Genomic DNA, 13,424 nt, shown 5'->3' with positions numbered 1-13,424 from the left:
CACACCACAGGATAGACCATGACTTATCAGACTACCAATCCCTACACCGAACAAGTCGTTGAAACTTTCACCAGCCACAGCGATGCACAGCTGGACAATATGCTGGCCGTGGCAGCGGATCTGTATGAAACGGACTGGCGCCAGCGCAGCTATGCCGAGCGCAAGACCATCGTCAAGCAGGCTGCCGCCTTGCTGAAGGAACGGCGCGATGAATTCGCCAAATTGATTACCCTGGAAATGGGCAAGCTGTTCAAGGAAGCGCAGCAGGAAGTGTCGCTGTGCGTCAAGATCCTCGACTATTATGCGGATAATGCGGAAACCTTCCTGGCGCCAAAATCGATAGCCGTCAAACGCGGTGAAGCCCACGTTGAAATCAGCCCGCTGGGCGTCATCTTTTGCGTCGAACCCTGGAATTTTCCGTATTATCAGCTGGCGCGCGTGGCCGCTCCGAACCTGATGGCTGGCAACACCTTGCTGGTCAAACACGCGTCCAATGTGCCGCAATGCGCACTGGCGTTTGAACAATTGTTCATCGATGCTGGCGCGCCGGTCGGCGCCTACACGAATGTATTCATCAGCAGCGAACAGGTGGCGACTGCGATTGCAGACCCGCGCGTGAAGGGCGTAGCGCTGACCGGCAGCGAACGGGCTGGCGCCTCCGTGGCGGCCACGGCCGGCAAAGCATTAAAGAAAAGCACCATGGAACTGGGCGGCAGCGATGTCTTTATCGTGCTCGACGACGCCGACCTCGATACGGCCGTCAAGCTGGCCGTGATCGGCCGTATGCAAAACTCCGGCCAGGTGTGCACCGGCTCCAAGCGTTTCATCCTCGACGAAAAGATTGCCGGCCAATTCCTGGAACGTTTCCAGGCCGAACTGGAAAAACTGTTGCCCGGCGACCCGATGGAAGCCTCGACCACCCTGGCGCCCATGTCGAGCCAGGCGGCGCTGGAACTGGCCTTGAAACAAGTAGGCCAGGCGCTCGAGGGCGGCGCCAAGGTGGTTCTGGGTGGCAAGCGCATCGCCCGTAACGGCTACTTCATGGAGCCGACCATCCTGACCGATGTGGCGCCATCAAACCCTGTGTATTACCAGGAATTCTTTGCGCCGGTGGCGATGGTTTTCCGCGTCAAGAATGAGCAAGAGGCGATCACCCTGGCCAATGATTCGCCCTTCGGCTTGGGCGGCACGGTCATCACGAAAGACATTGCGCGCGGAAAACGCATCGCCAGCCAGATCGATACAGGCATGGTATTCATCAATTCGCCAGCCGTGACGGCGCCGGAATTGCCGTTTGGTGGCGTCAAGAATTCCGGTTACGGCCGTGAATTGTCCGACCTGGGCATCATGGAATTCGTGAACCGGAAACTGGTATTGGTCGGGTAGTTTATCCAGACGTTGCGGCCACTCGCTATATGATTGTTTGCAAGAAGTGATAAGCGAGTGCCGCAACCCAGGAGGCCAGGATAGCAAGGCCGGGAATGAGCATCCAGATCATGGCAGATGCTTGCCATGGTGCATCAGGCTTGCCCCAGCGCAAAAGATTGAGCAAGGCTTGTCCACCGTTCAAGCCAGCGAAGGGTAACAAATTAAACGCACACAGCTTGGTGGTGAGCAGTGCAAACGCCAGAGGCAGGGTGTGCGTGGTGGCGTAAGTATCCCAGGCATGCAAATAATCCTGCGCCGTGGACAAAGGCGCCAGCGCGCCATCGATGATCTGGACAAATGCCGATAGAAAACTGGTCCATCCCTGCATGCCCAGCAAACCGAAGGACAGCAGCAGCAAACAGAGGGGTGCGCTCAATGGCAGCAGTACTTGCTTCCATAATGGCTGGAAATTAAATGCATCCAGGCACTCATTCGTTTCCAGCGTTTCCTCCCGCGAGTCTTTCAATGTCAGGCTGCCCGAAAAGGGCAACGCCTTGATACTCAGCTTGCCTTGCGCATAGAGGGTAGGGCCGATGCCGAAGGTGATACTGCGGATGACGAGGCCCAGGCAGCGGGCGCAGAACACCATGATGGCAAGATGAAGGATGGCAAAGAGTGCGGTGAAAACGAGTATTTGTAAGGCCGGATGCATGGTTGGGGGCTGGAGAAAAGAGAATGTGGGTGGCTATTGCGTGAGACTGAGCCCGCCATTCAGCCTGGCGCTAATCGAGGACCGTACATTATCGGGAGCCTCCTTGAGCAAGGCTGGCCAGTCCGCCTGTGCTTGTTTGACCACTTGTTTGGCCAGTTGCAGCAAGCGGGCGCGGCGCGGAAGTTGGGCTTGTTGCAATAGTGTATCAAGATCATGCCAATTGAATGCGCGCAATTGACCATCGATGGCGCGGTTGATGCCGTAGTCGGCCAGCGGCACGTCGTCGAACAGGGCCGTGATACACACTGGATCGTATAGCGGCGCCAGTTCGGGACGGCGCCCGTCGGGGTAGCGCAAAGCCCAGTTTTTCAGGTGGGCGTCGGTATTGCCCATCAGAATGAAGGCCACAAAACTCTGGACGAATTCCTGCGCGTCCTGTGCTGGCTTGTTTGATAGTTGATCGAGGATGCGCAGCATGGCCGCATAATCTTGCGCGATGCCCTTGCCATATTTGTGCCTGGGCTCGTAGCGCAATACCTGTGCAAACTCTTCCGTATGGATACGGTCACCGTCCAGGCTGCGGTCGAAGCGTTCCACCGCCAGAATATGGTCAAACGGCAGGTTGCGTCATTGCCGCCCTGGTAGCCCAGCGACAAGGTAGGCCGGTTCGTATCCGCTATGTATGCCGCATCGAACGAAAGCCGCAAGATATCGCCGTATTGCGACAGATAGCCTATCGGCCGTCGGCCTTGGGTGGGCGTGTGCAGATACAGCGCAGGTAGCGGATGGCGATGCTCATGATTCAGCTTTACTGGCCTTGCTGCTGCGTGGCGCTGCCAGCAGGGTATCGACGATTGATGGCGGGGCCCCCACGCCTTCCGGCTGGCCCAGAAACTTGCCGCCAGAGCGAACGAATTCTGCCAGGTCGGGCAGGATGGCGGACGGCACCAGCATCAGTTCCATGTCCATGGCGCGGGCCATCACGATGAGAGAAGAAAGCCGCGGATCAATATTGCCCGATTCGGTGCGCTGCACCGTCATGCGGCTCAGTCCAGCATGCGTCGCCAGTGCTTCCTGGCTCAGTCCGATAGCCTGGCGCGTTGCGCTCAATGGATGGATAAGATTGATCATGATACTACTCTAATTCATTGATATGAGTATTAAATGTAGCATTGATTCCTCGGTGACGATAAAAAAAGCCCCGCTGACATCGCTGCCAGCGGGGCTTTTGTTTTCCAGCTGCGGCTTGCGCCGCCGTGAAATGCTTACAGCACTTCGCTGGCGTGATCGGCCAGGCGCGAACGCTCGCCGCGTGCCAGGGTCACGTGACCGCTGTGCGACCAGCCCTTGAAGCGGTCGACCACATAGGTCAGGCCGCTCGAACCTTCCGTCAGGTACGGCGTGTCGATCTGGGCGATGTTGCCCAGGCACAGGATCTTCGTGCCGGGACCGGCGCGTGTGACCAGTGTCTTGACCTGTTTCGGCGTCAGGTTTTGCGCTTCATCAATGATCAGGAACTTGTTCACAAACGTGCGGCCGCGCATGAAGTTGAGCGATTTGATCTTGATGCGCGAGCGGATCAGGTCTTGCGTTGCCGCCCGGCCCCATTCGCCGCCATCGGAGTCTGACTTGTTCAGCACTTCCAGGTTGTCGTCGAACGCGCCCATCCATGGCGACATCTTTTCTTCTTCCGTGCCTGGCAGGAAACCGATGTCTTCGCCGACGGGCACCGTCACGCGGGTGACGATGATTTCGTTGTAGAGCTTGGTTTCCAGCACTTGCGCCAGGCCGGCGGCCAGGGCCAGCAGGGTCTTGCCGGTACCGGCCTGGCCCAGCAAAGTGACGAAGTCGCATTCCGGATTCATCAGCAGGTTCAGGGCGAAGTTCTGCTCGCGGTTGCGCGCCGTCACGCCCCACACATTGTTTTTCGTGTGGCTGAAGTCGCGCAGGGTTTGCAGTACGGCCGTCTTGCCGTTGATCTGCTTCACCTGGCCATAGAACGGCGCTTCGCCGTTTTTCGGTTCCAGGTAAATAAACTGGTTGACCAGCATCGAAGGCACGAACGGGCCCGTCACGCGGTAGAACGTGGAGCTGTAGCCGTTCTTGCTTTCTTGCCAGGATTCCATGTCCTTGCCGTGCTTGTTCCAGAAGTCGTCCGGCAATTGCACGATGCCCGAATACAGCAAGTCCGTGTCTTCCAGCACATGGTCGTTGAAGTAATCTTCGGCCGGCAAGCCCAGCGCGCGCGCCTTGATGCGCATATTGATGTCTTTCGACACCAGCACCACCGGACGGCCTTCCTGTTCCGCTTCCAGCGACCGCACGACGGCCAGAATCTGGTTGTCGGCTTTGCCTACTGGCAAACCCACAGGCAGGTCGGCGCTTTGCAGGCGCGTCTGGAAGAACAAGCGGCCCTTGGCGTCCTTGTTGCCCAGCTTGGACAGCAAGATGCCTTGCTCGATGGCGTCATCGTCCGTATTGCTGACCAGTGCGTCCAGCGTGCGCGACACCTGGCGGGCGTTGCGCGCGACTTCCGTCATGCCCTTCTTGTGGTTGTCCAGCTCTTCCAGCGTCATCATCGGCAGGTAGACATCGTGCTCTTCGAAGCGGAACAGCGACGATGGATCGTGCATCAGCACGTTGGTGTCGAGCACGAACAGCTTGCTGACGCCGCGCTGGTCGGCGGCGCGGCTGGCCGACGATTTCAGCTGCACTTCGACCGCCTTGTGCTTGGCCGGATGCGGCTGCTCTGCCTGCTTCGCGGACTTGATCGGCGTGACCTTGGCGGTAGGCGCCTTGGCCTTGTTTTTTTGCACAGTTGCAGGTGCAATGACAGCTGGTGCTGGTGCTGGTGCTGCTTCTGCGACGGGCGCCGGCTTGGCGACCATCAGGGCCGCTACTTGCTTGATCTTGGTGGCGGCATTGCGTACCGGTTTGGCCACTTCGGCCAGCGCCGCTTCTATGACGGGTGCTGCAACTTTTTTGGCAGCCGGGCTCTTGCCGGCCGGGCGCGTAGCGCCTGCGGTTGGGTAATCTTGGGTTGCCAGGATGGTGGCTGGCTTGCTAGGTATTTTTGGCAGTGGCATCAGGATCTCAATCAAAAAATTTCTGGAATGAATCGCCCATGGGCAGCCAGCTTCTGGCGGCGATTCTCATGGGGTCGATGCGGGGAACAACAATGGATACTGGACGAATGTTACGGGACGATATGACTGCCGACAGGCCGGCCAGGTGGCCGGGAAGGAGTGCCAGTGGCGGGCTGGAAGCCCGTCTGGCGGAGTGGGAAGAGGCGTTGCGCTGACTCAAGATTGCGATCTGTACAGTGAACTGGACGACGGGTTGAGCTACGTTTTTGCTGAGAGCCTGCAACGCATACGATCAGTATTGCTCATTCTTGATCAGTTCAGATGCGCTACGAATTCCAGCACTTCTTCTACGTGAGTGGCAACCTTCACGCCTCTCCATTCTTTCACCAATCGGCCCTCAGCGTCAATAATAAACGTACTGCGCTCGACACCGCGTACTGTCTTGCCATACATCTGTTTCATCTTCATGACGTTGAACAGCAGGCAGACGGCTTCGTCCGGATCGGAAATCAGTTCGAACGGCAGTTCCAGCTTGGCCTTGAAATTCTCGTGCGAGCGCAGGGAATCGCGGCTGATGCCGTAGATTTCGGCACCGGCGGCGAGAAATTGCGGATAGGCGTCGCGGAATGCCATGTTTTCAGTCGTGCAACCTGGAGTGTTGTCTTTTGGATAGAAAAACAGCACCGTGGTCTTGGCTGGACGGCCCAGCAACTGAAAGGTTTTGCCGCTGGTCATGGCGGCGCTAAAGTCGGGTAGGCTTACGAGGGATTGGCTATCAGCCACAGGTTCTCTCCTGAACGGTGATCATCAGCGCTGTTTTTATCCTGGCAACGCATCCAGGTGGAACAATACAACATTCAGGCCGCTTTGCCTTGCACAATCAGGCGTCCCGAGCGGCCTGGCAGTTCACCCCAGGTGACTGGGCAAACGGGTAAGTCCGTGTCTTTTACTTTTTCATAATAGTCGCCCATGGATGCCAGTTCATAGCCCTGGGCTTTCCAGCCCGTCAGCAATTGATCGAAAATGGGGGCGAGTTTCTGTCCTTCAAGTTCCGCATGCAAGGTATAGACATGGTCGCGGCGATTTTCCGCCGTCAGCGACAGGATATGTTCGGCGATATTGCCGGTGGTGAGCAGCTTGCCATCGATTTCACAGCCCAGCAGCTCATCCAGAGTGGGCAGGGTGGTCGGCAATTGCACGCATTTGAGCAAGGTATTGCCGTTGCGCAGGCGGTGCGGGCCATTGCCCGGATACACCATCGCGCCGCGCTCATCGAGGATGGCGCGGCCATCGGAGGCATAGTGGTAGCCTGCCGCGTCGTGTTCGACAAAGGCGCTGACATTCATTTGCCAGCCGGCGGCGCCATGCGTATGCGGCTTGGTGCTAAATACTTGTTCGTAGCGGTTGGCGGCCTTGCGCATCATGCCCACGGTCCAGGCAGCGTTACGCTTGGCAACGTTGTCTTGCCACAAGGTGTGATCCCAGGTGTGGATGCCGCATTCGAAGCCGGCATCGCGCACGGCGCGCAGTTCTTGCACACATTGCTTGCCGATATCGGGGCCGGGAAGCAATGTGCCGTACATCAATGTTTTCAAGCCATAGTGTTCGACCACCGAAGTGCGCGACACCTTGCTGAAAAAGCCAGGTTTCAGCGCACGCCGCAAGGCCCACCCCGTATGGTCGGGGCCCAGCGAAAACAAAAAGGTGGCGCGGGCCTGGTGTGCGGCCAGCATGCGCACCAGGTTGCCCATACCTTCACGCGTGCCGCGGTAGGTATCGACGTCGATTTTCAGGGTCAGTAACGGCTTGCTCAACATTAATCCATCAGGGCTTTGGCTTGGGCTACCTGGCTGCGGTAGGCGTCGAAAATGTTACGCAGCGAATCGGCCATGGTCGTGGTTGGCGCCCAGCCCAGTTCTTCGCAGGTATTGGTGATTTTCGGCACGCGGTTTTGCACGTCCTGGTAGCCGGCGCCATAGTAGGCGCCCGAGGTCGTTTCCACGATTTTCACGTGTTTCGCGCCTTCGGCGTATTCCGGATATTCGGCCGCCAGGGTCAGCATCATGCCGGCCAGGTCGCGGATCGAGTAGTTATTGGTCGGGTTGCCGATGTTGTAGATCTTGCCGCTCGCTACGCCATTTTTGTTGGCGATAATGCGGATCAGCGCATCGATACCGTCGTCGATATAGGTGAACGCACGTTTTTGCGCGCCGCCGTCGACCAGCGAGATGTTTTCACCGCGCACGATATGGCCAAAGAATTGCGTCACGACGCGCGACGAACCTTCTTTCGGCGTGTGGATCGAGTCCAGGCCAGCGCCGATCCAGTTGAATGGACGGAACAGGGTGAAGTTCAAGCCTTCCATGCCGTAGCCCCAGATCACGCGGTCCATCAGCTGCTTGGCGTTCGAGTAGATCCAGCGCGGTTTGTTGATCGGGCCGCAGATCAGTTCCGAGTTTTCCGGATCGAATTCTTCGTCGTGGCACATGCCATACACTTCCGAGGTCGATGGGAATACCAGGTGCTTGCCGTACTTGGCAGCCGAACGCACGATAGGCAGGTTCGCTTCGAAGTCCAGTTCGAATACGCGCAGCGGTTGCTTGACGTAGGTCGATGGGGTAGCGATGGCCACCAGTGGCAGGATCACGTCGCACTTCTTGACGTGGTACTCGACCCATTCCTTGTTGATCGTGATGTCGCCTTCAAAGAAGTGCATGCGCGATTTGTATGCTTCGTTTTCCAGCAATTCGGTGATGCGGTCGGTGCTCATGTCCATGCCATAGACATGCCAGTCCGTGGTTTCCAGGATGCGTTTCGACAGGTGGTGGCCGATAAAGCCGTTGACGCCTAAGATGAGGACTTTTTTCATATGAGATTCTCTCGGTAATGTTCAGTGTGCGCTGACGGGAGCGGCCAGGCGGCTTTGCAGCTGTGCAGCGGTAATCGGTGCGTCGCCAGCCGTCAATGCGGAAATGGCAAGCATGTGGCCGTCTCCGCAAACGCCAAAGATGCAATTATCCACTACTGCCAAGCCCGGTGGCAAACTTCCAGCAGGACGCTTGCTTAAACGGGCCTTTTCGATGATGTAAACGACATGATTTACTTCAGTAAAGGCACCCGGATAGGGGGGCGCCACGGCGCGATGCAGGTTATACACTTGTTGAGCAGGCAAGTTCCAGTCGATGCGACCATCTTCCGGCTTGCGTCCGCCGAAGTAGCCGCCCTGGCGCAAATCGTTCAATTGTCGCGGCGCCGTGCCGTCCAGCAAGGCGGGCAACACGCCCCACAGGGTTTGCTCGGCGGCCACGGTGACCTTGCCAAACACTTCAAACGCCGTGTCGTCGGGCAAGATCGGCACCGCCGTTTGCGCCACGATGGCGCCCGCGTCCGGCTTGACCGTCATTTCATGCAAGGTGGCGCCGGTTTCCGTGGCGCCATGCAGTACCGCCCAGTTGACGGGCGCGCGGCCACGGAATTGCGGCAGCAGCGAACCGTGCATATTATAGGCGGGAGCGACTTCCAGTATGCTAGCCGGCAACATGTTGCGGTAGTAAAAACTGAACATCAGGTCTGGCTGCGCTTGCTGTACCTGCGCCAGCAATTCCGGCGAGCGGGCGTCGGCCGGCGTGATGTAAGGGATGCCTTCGGCCTGGCACAGGCTGACGACCGATTCGAACCACAGGTTTTCCGTGGGGCTGTCTTCATGCGTGACGACCAGGGCGATATCGACGCCGCCAGCCAGCAGCACCTTGATGCAGCGCACGCCCACGTTGTGGTAGCCAAAAACGACGGCGCGCATCAGCGGCTCACCTGGCGTTTTTCCAGGCGCACATACGATTGCGCTTCGGATTCTGCCTGGACCATGCCGTCCTGCAAGATGGTTTGCACCACGTAGCGGGGGCGCGCGCGCACTTGCTGGAAGATGCGGCCCACGTATTCGCCCACCAGGCCGATGCCGAACAGAATCACGCCCATGAAGAAGAAGGCGATGGCAAACAGGGTGAACACGCCTTCGGCTTCCGCACCCAGCAAGAAGCGGCGTATCAGCAGGAATACCACCAGCATGGCCGAGCCCAGCGACAGCGCCATGCCCAGCATGGAAAAGATTTGCAGCGGCACCAGCGAAAAGCCCGTCACCAGGTCGAAATTGAGGCGGATCAGGCTATACAGCGAATATTTCGATTCGCCGGCCGAACGTTCCTCGTGTTCGACCGTGATCTCGGTCGGCTTGCGGGCAAAGGTGTAAGCCAGCGCGGGCACGAAGGTATTGACTTCGGCGCACTGGTTGACCAGGTCGATCACATTGCGGCCATACGCGCGCAGCATATTGCCCTGGTCGGTGATCTTGATGTTGGTGATCTTTTCGCGCAGGCGGTTCATCATTTTCGAGGCCAGCGTGCGCCAGGCCGAATCCTGGCGCTTGCGGCGGATCGAGCCGACATAATCGTAGCCTTCGCGCATCTTCGCCACCAGGTTGCCAATTTCCTCGGGCGGGTTTTGCAGGTCGGCGTCGAGCGTGATCATGATCTGGCCGCGCGAGGCTTCAAAGCCGGCCAGGATGGCCATGTGCTGGCCGTAATTGCCGTTGAACAGCACCACGCGCGTCACATCGGGGCGCTGGCGGAACTGTTCGGCCAGGATGGAAACCGAATTGTCGCGGCTGCCGTCATTGACGAAGATGATTTCGTAGCTGGTTTGCAGGGCGTCGAGGGCCGGATACAGGCGCGCGAACAGGGCGGCCAGGCCATCCTGTTCGTTGTAGATTGGAATGATAATAGACAGTTCTGGTTTCATCGGCACGCTGCTCACTTGATGAGGATGGATTTGACGGTGGCGACGGCGCGTTCCACGTCCTGCTTCGTCATGGCGTAGAACATCGGCAAGGTCACGGTCAGGTAGCCGAGTTTTTCGGAGACGGGGAACATGCCTTCCGTAAAGCCGCGCTCGCGGTACATGGTAAACAGATGGATAGGCGAATAATGGTAGCCCGTGCCCACATTCTGTTCCGCCATTTTCTGCATGAAGGTGGCGCGCGTGCCGGGGCCGTTGTCAGGCAGGATGATCTGGAACAAATGCCAGTTGCTGTTTTCGAAGTCGGCCACCGGCAATTGCGCACCGCTCTGTGCCTCGAAATCGCTGCCGAACTGTTCAAAGTAATGGCGCGCCAGGCTGCGGCGGTGCGCGGTGATCGCTTCGATATTGGCGAACTGGCCCAGGCCGATGGCGGCCATGATGTCGCTCATATTGTATTTGCCGCCCAGCACATCGACATCGATGCCGTCGACGCCGCTGCGCGTGACGCCCTGCAGCCGGTATTTTTCAGCCAGGCGGGCTTCTTCCAGGCTATTCAGCACCAGCGCGCCGCCTTCGCCCGTGGTGATGTTTTTATTGGCCTGGAAGCTGAAGGACACGAAGTCGCCAAACGAACCGATGCGCTTGCCTTTCCACTCGGAGCCAAACGCTTGCGCGGCGTCTTCCACCACGCGCAGCTTGTATTTTTCAGCGATCGCGTACAGGCGGTCCATGTCGACCGGCAAGCCGGACAGGTAGACCGGAATGATGGCTTTTGTGCGTGGTGTAATGGCCGCTTCCAGCTTGTCGAGGTCGATATTGCGCGTGACCGGGTCGATGTCGGCAAATACGGGCGTGGCGCCCACTTCGATGATGACGTTGGCGGTGGCGACCCACGAAATCGGCGTGGTGATGACTTCATCGCCAGGGCCTATGCCGGCGATGCGCAGCGCGATTTCCATCGTGCAGGTGCCGGAATTGAAGGTGCGCACGGGGCGGCCGCCAAAATACTCGGACAGTTGCGCTTCGAAGGCTTGCACTTTTGGCCCGCTGGTGATCCAGCCGGAACGCAGCACCTCGCCGACGGCGGCAATGGTGGCTTCATCAATGGTGGGTTTGGAAAATGGCAAAAAGGGCAGGGCAGAGGTCATGGGGCACTCGTCTTGTTCTTGGGTTTGATGGTGTGGGCCGTATTATTATTGTATTGATTGTTGTGGCTGCCGGCGCGATCCGTGTCCGCTGGCTGGCAACGCTATTTTATAGCTTTATTCAGGGTGGTGGCGCGGCAGTTTCGGCAGCGCCCGGGCGTGAAAGCCAGACATCCGGGACGAGTTCGTCCCGGATCGGTCTGCGCGGACAGAAGGCTTTTCTATTTGCTAACAACGATATTGTTGGCAATCACCATGCGGCGCGCATCTTGCGCCACCACGCGCATCGCTACGCCTTGCTGTTGCAGATGCTTGTATTGCTCATGGCTGATGATGGCCACGTCGCGCACGCCATTGGCGGCATCGCGCGTCCATTGCTCGACAAATTGCTCGACTTTCGGCAATGACAGCTCGGGCTGCTGTTCCAGGCCGAAGGTGAACTCATCCCAATAGTCGACCAGGATCACGGGACGCTGCAAGTAATACGTCAGCGACTGCTCATAGATGCCCACGGAATAGATCTTGGTGTCGGCGCTCAGTTCCGCCTGGATCTGCGGCAGCAAATCGGTGCCGGCACGGTTCTGGCCATATAGCTCGGAACCGGCCAGGATGCAATGGGTGGCCAGGAAGCCTGCGCCGGCAATCGTCAGCACCGTCATGTCGCGGCGCAACTGGCGCGCATGCAGCAGGGCCAGGGCGCCGCCGGCCAAGGCGAAGAAGCCAGCCGCCATCACCCACGGTTGATAGCCCTTCAGCGCAGCCAGTTCTAGCGGATCGCGTGCGCTGGCGTGCTGGAAGGTGAACGGCACGATCACCAGCACGGCCAGGCCCAGCGCTGTCAGCAGGCCGGCGGCCAGCATGCGCTGGCGGCGCGAGGCCGATTCCAGGTACAGCGCGATCAGCAGGGCCAGCGCAGGGAAGACGGGGACGATGTAGCCTGGCAGCTTGGAGGTCGAATAGCTGAAGAAGAAGAAAATGAAGACGGCCCAGATCAGCACCATCAAACGGGGCTGGAAGGCGCCGTCCTGGCGCTTGAAGGCGGCGGCGATACTTTGCGGCAGCACGCCTATCCACGGCAGGATGCCAGGTATCAGCAGCACCAGGAAGTAATACCAGGCGCCTTCGCGCTGGTGGCCTTTTTTCAGGAAGCGTTCAAGGTGCTCGTGGATGAAGAAAAAATGCGGTTGTTCGGGATTGCGCAGGCCGACCAGCACGAACCATGGCGTGGCAATGGCGAAAAACACGATGAAGCCTTTGACCAGGTGCAAGCGGGTCCAGATGCGCCAGTCGCGCGAGAATGCGGTGTACAGCACCAGCACGGCGCCGGGCAGCACGATGCCGATCAAGCCCTTGGCCAGCACGGCCAAGGCCATGCCGGCCCAGCAGACCAGCATCCAGTTGCGCTGCTCGGCTGCCGTAGCGCCATCGCGCTGGGCGATCAGCAGGCTGGCCAGCACGATGGTCATCATGCCAGATAAGCTCATGTCCAGCGAATTGATCTGGCCCGACGCCAGCCAGAACAGGCTCGACGCCAGCACCAGGCCGGCATACAGGCCCACGCGCGGACCGAACACTTTTTTGCCAGCCAGCGCCGTCATGCAGACACCGATGATGCCGCACAAGCCCGTCCACAAACGGGCTTGCCACTCGCCCAGGCCGAAGGTGGCGAAGGTCAGTGCATTCATCCACGTTTGCAGCGGTGGTTTTTCAAAGTACTTGATACCGTTCAGGCGGGTGGTGATCCAGTCGCCGCTGGCCAGCATTTCACGCGCCATTTCAGCGTAGCGGCCTTCATCGGGCGGCACCAGCGTGCGGATGCCCAGCGCATACAGGGTGACGACGATGAAAATGCCCAGCAGGGACCACATCAGCACGCGCGAGGTGTGCAATTCGTTGATATTGAATTTCTTCATGCTGCGCCAGCCTTGCCAGTCGACAGGATCAGGGCCAGCGTGACCTTGCGGCCTTCGCCCATCAGGATATTATAGGTGCGGCAGGCAGCCTGGCTATCCATGCATTCGACGCCGATGCGGCGCATGGTCAGCGCGGCCGTCAGCTTCGGGTGGACAAAGCGCTGGCGCTCGCCGGTGCCCAGAATCACCACGTCGGGCTCGTCGGCCAGGATTTGCGCAAAATGGGCTTCCGTCAATGCTTCAAAACTGCCTACGTCCCACGCCCGTGGCGGCGTTTCCGGCATCACGATCAGGCTATAGTCATAGGGCTGGGCATTGATCTCGACGCCGTTTTCATCGTAGCCGGTGACGGTCTGGTATTGTTGGGTGGTGCTGGCATGAAGTTTCATGGCGTTTTGGCTGCTCT

13 protein-coding genes are annotated in these 13,424 nt (G+C 58.8%); 1 reads left to right on the top strand and 12 read right to left on the bottom strand.

Annotated elements, in window-relative coordinates:
• Positions 1–18 precede the first annotated feature (18 nt).
• A complete protein-coding gene (locus HDE75_RS05330) occupies positions 19–1,386 on the top strand; it encodes an NAD-dependent succinate-semialdehyde dehydrogenase (RefSeq protein ID WP_183675891.1) in 1,368 nt (455 codons plus the stop codon).
• Between the two features lie 25 nt (positions 1,387–1,411).
• Here the strand turns inward: HDE75_RS05330 and HDE75_RS05325 are convergent, their stop codons facing one another.
• The 12 genes from HDE75_RS05325 to HDE75_RS05270 form a co-directional block, all read right to left on the bottom strand.
• The gene (locus HDE75_RS05325; protein ID WP_183675892.1) at positions 1,412–2,080 is read right to left on the bottom strand and encodes a site-2 protease family protein; all 669 of its coding nucleotides are present in this window, start codon (positions 2,078–2,080) and stop codon (positions 1,412–1,414) included.
• Positions 2,081–2,113: 33 nt separating this feature from the next.
• Positions 2,114–2,677: a type II toxin-antitoxin system HipA family toxin gene (locus tag HDE75_RS05320; RefSeq protein ID WP_311735069.1), complete on the bottom strand. Its 564-nt coding sequence runs from the start codon at positions 2,675–2,677 to the stop codon at positions 2,114–2,116.
• 198 nt (positions 2,678–2,875) lie between these two features.
• Positions 2,876–3,211, bottom strand: coding sequence for a helix-turn-helix domain-containing protein (locus tag HDE75_RS05315; RefSeq protein WP_183675893.1), 336 nt, complete (start codon positions 3,209–3,211; stop codon positions 2,876–2,878).
• 134 nt (positions 3,212–3,345) lie between these two features.
• Positions 3,346–5,166: a PhoH family protein gene (locus HDE75_RS05310; RefSeq protein WP_183675894.1), complete on the bottom strand. Its 1,821-nt coding sequence runs from the start codon at positions 5,164–5,166 to the stop codon at positions 3,346–3,348.
• A gap of 312 nt (positions 5,167–5,478) precedes the next feature.
• On the bottom strand, positions 5,479–5,949 hold the full coding sequence (locus HDE75_RS05305; protein WP_183675895.1) for a peroxiredoxin: 471 nt from the start codon (positions 5,947–5,949) through the stop codon (positions 5,479–5,481).
• Positions 5,950–6,023: 74 nt separating this feature from the next.
• Entirely contained in the window at positions 6,024–6,983 is a 960-nt protein-coding gene (locus tag HDE75_RS05300; protein ID WP_183675896.1) for a polysaccharide deacetylase family protein, read from the bottom strand.
• On the bottom strand, positions 6,983–8,035 hold the full coding sequence (locus tag HDE75_RS05295; protein ID WP_183675897.1) for a bifunctional UDP-4-keto-pentose/UDP-xylose synthase: 1,053 nt from the start codon (positions 8,033–8,035) through the stop codon (positions 6,983–6,985). The genes HDE75_RS05300 and HDE75_RS05295 overlap by 1 nt, the downstream gene beginning before the upstream one ends.
• A gap of 21 nt (positions 8,036–8,056) precedes the next feature.
• A complete protein-coding gene (locus tag HDE75_RS05290; protein ID WP_183675898.1) occupies positions 8,057–8,965 on the bottom strand; it encodes a formyltransferase in 909 nt (302 codons plus the stop codon).
• Positions 8,965–9,960 (bottom strand): glycosyltransferase, encoded by a 996-nt coding sequence (locus tag HDE75_RS05285; RefSeq protein WP_221291756.1) that lies wholly within the window; start codon positions 9,958–9,960, stop codon positions 8,965–8,967. The genes HDE75_RS05290 and HDE75_RS05285 overlap by 1 nt, the downstream gene beginning before the upstream one ends.
• Before the next feature lie 11 nt (positions 9,961–9,971).
• Positions 9,972–11,108, bottom strand: coding sequence for a DegT/DnrJ/EryC1/StrS family aminotransferase (locus HDE75_RS05280; RefSeq protein WP_183675900.1), 1,137 nt, complete (start codon positions 11,106–11,108; stop codon positions 9,972–9,974).
• A gap of 218 nt (positions 11,109–11,326) precedes the next feature.
• Positions 11,327–13,018, bottom strand: a complete 1,692-nt coding sequence (locus tag HDE75_RS05275) for a glycosyltransferase family 39 protein (protein WP_221291755.1) — start codon at positions 13,016–13,018, stop codon at positions 11,327–11,329.
• Complete coding sequence (locus HDE75_RS05270; protein ID WP_183675901.1) at positions 13,015–13,407, bottom strand: Mth938-like domain-containing protein; 393 nt, start codon at positions 13,405–13,407, stop codon at positions 13,015–13,017. The genes HDE75_RS05275 and HDE75_RS05270 overlap by 4 nt, the downstream gene beginning before the upstream one ends.
• Positions 13,408–13,424: the final 17 nt, after the last annotated feature.

The organism is Janthinobacterium silvisoli, assembly GCF_014200725.1.
Taxonomy (GTDB): Bacteria; Pseudomonadota; Gammaproteobacteria; order Burkholderiales; family Burkholderiaceae_D; genus Janthinobacterium.
Note: the sequence above shows the minus strand (reverse complement) of the source record. Positions and strands in the feature narration are given on the sequence as shown.

What these genes read in the sequence shown, in the direction of transcription:
- HDE75_RS05295 (WP_183675897.1), bottom strand. Translation starts at nt 8,035, where the DNA reads ATGAAAAAAGTCCTCATCTTAGGCGTCAACGGCTTTATCGGCCACCAC.
- HDE75_RS05315 (WP_183675893.1), bottom strand. Translation starts at nt 3,211, where the DNA reads ATGATCAATCTTATCCATCCATTGAGCGCAACGCGCCAGGCTATCGGA.
- HDE75_RS05300 (WP_183675896.1), bottom strand. Translation starts at nt 6,983, where the DNA reads ATGTTGAGCAAGCCGTTACTGACCCTGAAAATCGACGTCGATACCTAC.
- HDE75_RS05285 (WP_221291756.1), bottom strand. Translation starts at nt 9,960, where the DNA reads ATGAAACCAGAACTGTCTATTATCATTCCAATCTACAACGAACAGGAT.
- HDE75_RS05325 (WP_183675892.1), bottom strand. Translation starts at nt 2,080, where the DNA reads ATGCATCCGGCCTTACAAATACTCGTTTTCACCGCACTCTTTGCCATC.
- HDE75_RS05330 (WP_183675891.1), top strand. Translation starts at nt 19, where the DNA reads ATGACTTATCAGACTACCAATCCCTACACCGAACAAGTCGTTGAAACT.
- HDE75_RS05290 (WP_183675898.1), bottom strand. Translation starts at nt 8,965, where the DNA reads ATGCGCGCCGTCGTTTTTGGCTACCACAACGTGGGCGTGCGCTGCATC.
- HDE75_RS05270 (WP_183675901.1), bottom strand. Translation starts at nt 13,407, where the DNA reads ATGAAACTTCATGCCAGCACCACCCAACAATACCAGACCGTCACCGGC.
- HDE75_RS05275 (WP_221291755.1), bottom strand. Translation starts at nt 13,018, where the DNA reads ATGAAGAAATTCAATATCAACGAATTGCACACCTCGCGCGTGCTGATG.
- HDE75_RS05280 (WP_183675900.1), bottom strand. Translation starts at nt 11,108, where the DNA reads ATGACCTCTGCCCTGCCCTTTTTGCCATTTTCCAAACCCACCATTGAT.
- HDE75_RS05310 (WP_183675894.1), bottom strand. Translation starts at nt 5,166, where the DNA reads ATGCCACTGCCAAAAATACCTAGCAAGCCAGCCACCATCCTGGCAACC.